A 5,895-nucleotide genomic window follows, 5' to 3' on the forward strand; every position below is an offset into this window, starting at 1 on the left:
GTCTGGGCCGACGTCGCCCAGCGCTCGTATGAGGAGTCCGAACTGAATTGGACTTACCTGTGTTTCATGTCACTGGCGACGGTGATCGCCGCGATCGCCATCGTATTGGACTCACAGATTTTGGTCATCGGCGCGATGGTTCTGGGTCCGGAATTCGGTGCCGTGGCCGCACTCGGCGTCGCCCTTGTCCGCCGGCGATACGCCCTGCTCGGGCACGCGGTCCGGACTCTGATCCTCGGATTCGTCGCCGCCATCGTTGTCACAACGGTCTTCGCCCTACTCGGGCGGGCGCTGGGCTGGATCACCCTCGACGACGTGACCGGCCCGCGGCCGGCGACGGAGTTCATCTACAGCCCTGACAAGTGGTCGTTCATCGTCGCGGTCATCGCGGGCACAGCCGGCGTTCTGTCGCTCACCTCGTCGCGATCCGGAGGTCTGGCGGGCGTCTTCATCTCGGTGACGACGGTGCCCGCCGCCGGCAACATCGCACTGGGCATCGCCTTCGGGGCGGGCTACGAGATCTGGTCAAGCGCGCTGCAACTGCTGGTGAACATCGCCGGGATGGCACTGGCCGGTTGGGCGGCGTTGGCCCTGCAGCAGTACGTTTGGTCGAGGGTGTCGATACGCCGGTCCAAGGCCATGACGCGCCCCAAACGGATGTTGTGACGAGAACCCGGTTCGGGAGCACAAACGATGCCGATTCAGATCAACCAGGCCATGGCGCGGGATCTTTCGCCCCAGTTGGACGACGCTGTGCAGATCGTCTGCAACGAGTTCGAGGGACTCGATGCGCACCGGTGCTACCACAACGCGTTCGCCCGGGTGCTCAAACCGGATCCGCTGGGCCGCGTGCTGATGTTGGGAACCGACCAGCGGGACTTGTTCGTCCCGCTGTTGCGACGATCCTTGACCGAGCACGTGCCCGCCGGTGGCCGGATCTTCGATATCGGCGCCGGGGACGGTCAGACCTTCGCCAACGTCGCCGACGCAGTGCCGGCCGGAACAACGGTCTCGATCGCGGAGCCCAATCCCACGTATCTGGCTGCCTACCAAGCCTTCCTGGAGCGTCAACCCCACCTTCGCGTCGGCGTCGCCGTGCCTATCGGCCTTGAGGCACTCGATGGTGAGGCCACCGGCAGCGCTGGGGTTTTGCCGGAGGAGGGCAGCATCGACTTGGCGTTGGGTCTGCACATGATCTATTACGCCACCGACGTGGCGCGCAGTCTGGTGGCCATACTGCGGTTCCTGAAGCCGGGTGGTGCGTACTTCAACGTCGTCACCGACGAGGCGACCGCCTACAGCGGAGCGGTGCTGCGCTCGTTCATCGACTCCGGCGGACACACCGGCGACGACGACCGCTATTCGGCCGCTGTCGAGGAGCGACGGCGCCTCTTTGCCCCGGCGTCCGAGGGCGGTGGCGGACTCGCCGAGGCAGTCCGGGCGGCGGACATCGCGGTCGAGGTCGAGGCGGTTCGGCAGGAAAGCCGGATGTACGGTCACACCCTGGCCGATCTGCTGGCATTGGCGAACATCAGCGTGCTGACCGGCCATACCGGCACGCAGAAGTTCGAGAGCGCCGCCAAGACCCTGCGCGACCGGCCGGAAGAGGTCGGCCTACGCATCGAGACCGAGGGCCCCCGGACCGGGATGTGGAGCGTGGTCCAACCGCAGTGGGTGACCCAGATCCGTCGGGTGAGTTGAGTCAGGCCGTGCTCTGACGCCGGTAGAGGGTGGCCCCGCGTTTGATCGTCTCGGCCACGGCGATGTCCTTGATCTCCTCGGGCGCGACGGTGAGCGGATTGGCCTCCAGCACAACGAGGTCCGCGATCTTTCCGGCGGTGATCGTCCCCTTGACGGCCTCCTCACGATAGGAGTAGGCCGCGTTTCGGGTGGCCCCCAGCAGCGCGGTGTAGGGGCTCACCCGTTCCTCCGGGCCCAGGACCCGGCCGCTGAAGGTGGCGCGAGTCACCGCAGTGCCGATGGCTTCCATCATGTTCGGCGAGGCCGAGGGGCAGTCGCAGTGCAGCGTGGTGTTGATCCCCGACGCGAACGCCGATGCCAGTGGCGACTCCAGCGTCGCCCGCTGTGCTCCGAGCAGGGTCATCTGCGCATCGCCGTAGAGCATCAGGTGCGGCGGCATCATCGACGCCCCGAGGTCGTACTTGCGGTAGGCCGCAAGCTGATCGGGCCGCACGAAGTAGGAGTGCGCAACGCTCGTGCGGCGGTCCCCTGACGAACCCGTCGCCGCGATCGCCTTGGCGATGGCGGCCAGGCTCAGGTCGATCCCGGCGTCACCGTTGCTGTAGGCGAACAGTTGGATGTCATGTTCGTAGGCGTAGGTGACCCACCGTTCGACCATCTCTGCGCCGAGCAGCAGTCCCTTCCAGCCATCCGGGAACCCGGTGGTGTCGGAATAGGGCGCGGTGAACGCCGCGAGTCGCAGTTGGGGAGCCGCATCGGTGGCCACCTGGTAGCCGGGGATCTTCAGGCCGCGATCGCCGTGGCTGTAGGCGCCCCAGGTCCAGTCGGCGTCCTCGACGATCTTCGCCGACACGGCATCGGAGATCGACGGCATACCGATGACATCCAGCGAAATGACACCCTGGTCGAACGCAGCCCGCAGGTTGGCGATCTCCTCGGGCAGGAGTTGGTAGCTCTGGACCGTCGTGTAGCCCTGCCGGGCCAGCAGCGCCTGCGCCGTCCTGAAGGTCTGCAAAGCCTGCTGTTGCGAGTAAGCGCCGACGGCGGCGGCCCGGGCAGCCAGGAACGGCGCGAACAGCAGTTCGCCGGTGAGCGTGCCGGTCTTGGGATCCTTGACGATCTCGCCGGGCTGAGCGGGCGTCGTCTGCGGTGTGAGGCCGAGTTTGGCGATACCGGCGCTGTTGAGTTGTCCGGTCAGGGTGGACAGGGTGCAGATCAGCACCGGGCTCTCCGGTAGGGCCGTGTCGAGGTCTTCCAGTGTCAGCGGCCCGTCGGACAGCAACCCGGCGTAGTAGCCGTAGCCGATGATCCAGCCGTTGAACGGCGTCGCCTTCTTCAGCGCGGCGAGGACGTCGGCCTTGTTGCGCGGAGGCGCATCGCTGAAGTAGGCGAGGTTGACCCCCAGCGTCTGCTGGGCGAAAAGGGTGAAATGACCCCAGGTGTCGATGAATCCGGGCAGCATCGTGCGGCCCTCGAGGTCGATCTGCCGCGCGCCGGGGACTGCCGCGAGCGCTTGGTCCTTGGTGCCGACGCGGGCGATGAGTCCGTCTTTGACGGCGACTGCGTCAACAGAGGCGGGCGCATCGCCCTCCATCGTGAGAATGGTGCCGTTGTGGTAGACGACTGGTGAGTGCTGTTCTGCAGCAACGGTTTCGGGTGTCATTCAGCAAACGCTCACGCTCAGGCCTGTCTGGCGGTGGAGTGGATCGCCCATCCGGCGGCCGGGTCGGCGGCCAGGCTGAGTACGTCGACGGCCTCGAAGGCGCTCAGCGGGACGGTGCGCAGCTGTTGCTGGGCCCTCTGGTAGCCGGTTCCGGTCCAGCCGTTGCTCATCGCCAGCAGGGTTGCGCCGTTTTGTCCGGGGCTGTTCGAGTCGTACACGACCGCGCCGTGCTTCTGCAGCGCCCGCAGAACCACCTGGGTGGACGGAGCGTATGTGGAGATGTCGAAATCGGCCCGCAATCGGAACACCGTGCCCATCGGCACCCCGTCGGGGTTGGTGCCGGTGCCGTCACCGGCACGGGCCGGCCAGGTGTGTCCGGTCCCGCGGTCCTTGGCGATGGTGATCCCCAGCATGTGGTCGATCGAGCCGCGGGCCAGGTCGTCGGGGCGCAGGATCAGCGGCAGGTAGGGCAGCCGCGAGGCGTTGGCCCAGCCGGCCGCCGGGTACAGCGCCGAGTTCATGTCAATGCGCACACCGGCCTCGGCGATCCAGGCCGAGCCGTAGGTGTTGGCATAGATCGAATTGGCCAGGGCATCGCCAAGATTGGCAGCCGGTAGCTCCACCCCGTTGGCGACGTTGTAGAGCTCCTGGGAGATGCAGGTGCCTTCCTGGAACACCAGCAGGTGACGGTCCCACGCCGGGGCCGACGGCATCCCCTCTACCAAGGGATAGTCCGGGATCGCGTAGAGGCTGTCGTCGATGCTGGGTCCGCTGGTCGAGTAGCCCCGGTTGAAGACCACCTTTTCCCCGGCCCGGGTGGCGCTGACGGTGTTGACCGGCATCCCGGCGGTGTTGCCCATCCACGGATCTCCGCCCCAGGCGGCGAACAGGTTGCCGCCCAACAGGGTTGTCCAGGTGGCGGACTTGGCAAGCACCGCAAGAGAAGTCACGTCGGCGTGGAAGACCGAGTCGGCCGGCATCAGGGTGCACCCGCAGAACGTCGACAGCCCCGGCTGTGCGACACCGCCGAAAGTCACCGTCACCGGTACCGCCACGGCACCGCCGTGCCCGTCTGAGACGGTGACGGTGAAGGCGTCGCCGGATGCGGTGGTGGTCACGTTGGGCGTGTAGGTGAACGACCCTGATGAGGCGTTGACGGCGACGCTGCCGTTGGGAGCACCGCCCGGGGCGGTGTAGGTCAGGACGTCGTTGTCTTTGTCGGTGGCGCGCACGGTCCCGGTGACCACCCGGGTGATCGGGTCGGCCGCGCCGACGGTGGTCACACCGGCGACGGGGGCGGCGTTGGCCGGAGCGACCGGTACCGCGACCGCGACGGTGGTGGCAGCCCCGTACTTGTCGGTGACTTTCACCGCGAAAGTGTCGGTCTTGTCGGCGGGAGTGGCGGTGACCCGGGCTGCGGTATGGCGCGCGGTGGCTGTCGGGGTGTAGGTAAAAGCGCCTGCAGCGGTGACGGTTGCGGTCCCTTTGAGCGTGGAGACGGTGGCGGCGGTGTAGGTCAGCGGGTCGGTGTCCGGGTCAACGGCGTTGACGGTGCCGCTCACCACACCGGTGGTCGGATTGACCGTCGCAGTGAGGCTTCCGGCGAGCGGGGCGGAGTTGGCCGGGGCGATGGTTGCGGTGACGCCGACGGCTCTGCTGCCGCCATAGCCGTCGGTGACGGTGATGGTGAAGGTGTCGGTCTTGACCGTGGTCGACGTCCGGGCGGCGGTGCGCGCCGCGGCGGTCGGGGTGTAGGCGAAGCTACCGTCGGCATTGACGCTGACCGCCCCGTTAGCCGGCGCGGAGGCGCGATAGCTCAACGCGTCCTTGTCGGCGTCGGCGGCGCTGACGGAGCCTTTGGCGACTCCGCTGACCGGGTCGGGTTTGGCGATGGTGGCGGTGGCGGTGGGCGCGCTGTTGGCCGGGCTGACCGCGACGGTGACCGGTACCGCCAGCGATCCGCCGTAGCCGTCGGCAACGGTCACCGTGAAGCTGTCGGACTTCCCCCCGGCGGCGCCGATCCGCGCCGCGGCGTGCCGGGCGGTGGGCGTCGGGGTGTAGGTGAACGCCCCGGTGCCGGCGGTCAGGCTGAGCGTGCCCTTGGCCGGTGCGGTGGCGGTGTAGGTCAGCGGGTCCTTGTCTGCGTCGGCGCCGGTGATCTTGCCGGTGACAACGCCGGTGGTGGTGTTGGGGGCACCCACGGTCTTGGTCGCGGTCGGGGCGCTGTTCTTCGGCACGATCGGGACGGTTACCGCGCGACTGGTTGCCGCCCCCTTGGCGTCGGTGACGGTGACGGTGACGGTGTCGGTGGTTACGGCGGCGGTGGCACCGGGTCTGGCGGCGGCATGCCGGGCGGTCGGGGTAGGGGTGTAGGTGAACACCCCGGCGGTGGTGATCGACACCGTGCCCTTGGCCGACGTTGTCGCTCGGTAGGTGATTCTGTCGGCGTCCGGATCCGAGGCGGTGACGGTTCCCGTCACCGCGCCGCTGGTTGAATTCGGCACGCTGAGAATCACATTGGCGATCACCGG

General features: G+C 67.7%; 4 protein-coding genes. 2 read left to right on the plus strand and 2 right to left on the minus strand.

Translation table 11 applies throughout. The annotated features are described in order from the left end of the window. Nucleotides 1–666 (plus strand): DUF389 domain-containing protein (locus ADBZ5N_RS16895; RefSeq protein ID WP_526259409.1); only part of this gene is annotated, 666 nt, incomplete at its 5' end. 27 nt (nt 667–693) lie between these two features. After that, nucleotides 694–1,701 (plus strand): class I SAM-dependent methyltransferase, encoded by a 1,008-nt coding sequence (locus ADBZ5N_RS16900; RefSeq protein WP_526259411.1) that lies wholly within the window; start codon nt 694–696, stop codon nt 1,699–1,701. 1 nt (nt 1,702) lies between these two features. On the opposite strand, the gene ADBZ5N_RS16905 is transcribed toward ADBZ5N_RS16900, so the two are convergent. Next, nucleotides 1,703–3,364, minus strand: a complete 1,662-nt coding sequence (locus ADBZ5N_RS16905) for an amidohydrolase (RefSeq protein WP_526259413.1) — start codon at nt 3,362–3,364, stop codon at nt 1,703–1,705. Nucleotides 3,365–3,381: 17 nt separating this feature from the next. Beyond that, the coding region (locus ADBZ5N_RS16910) for a cadherin-like domain-containing protein (protein ID WP_526259415.1) at nt 3,382–5,895 on the minus strand (2,514 nt) is incomplete at its 5' end.

Origin of the sequence: Mycobacterium sp. (genome assembly GCF_044370595.1) — a bacterium.
GTDB lineage: Bacteria > Actinomycetota > Actinomycetes > Mycobacteriales > Mycobacteriaceae > Mycobacterium.

Coding starts and splice junctions, on each gene's coding strand:
- ADBZ5N_RS16900 (WP_526259411.1), top strand. CDS start 694: ATGCCGATTCAGATCAACCAGGCCATGGCGCGGGATCTTTCGCCCCAG.
- ADBZ5N_RS16905 (WP_526259413.1), bottom strand. CDS start 3,364: ATGACACCCGAAACCGTTGCTGCAGAACAGCACTCACCAGTCGTCTAC.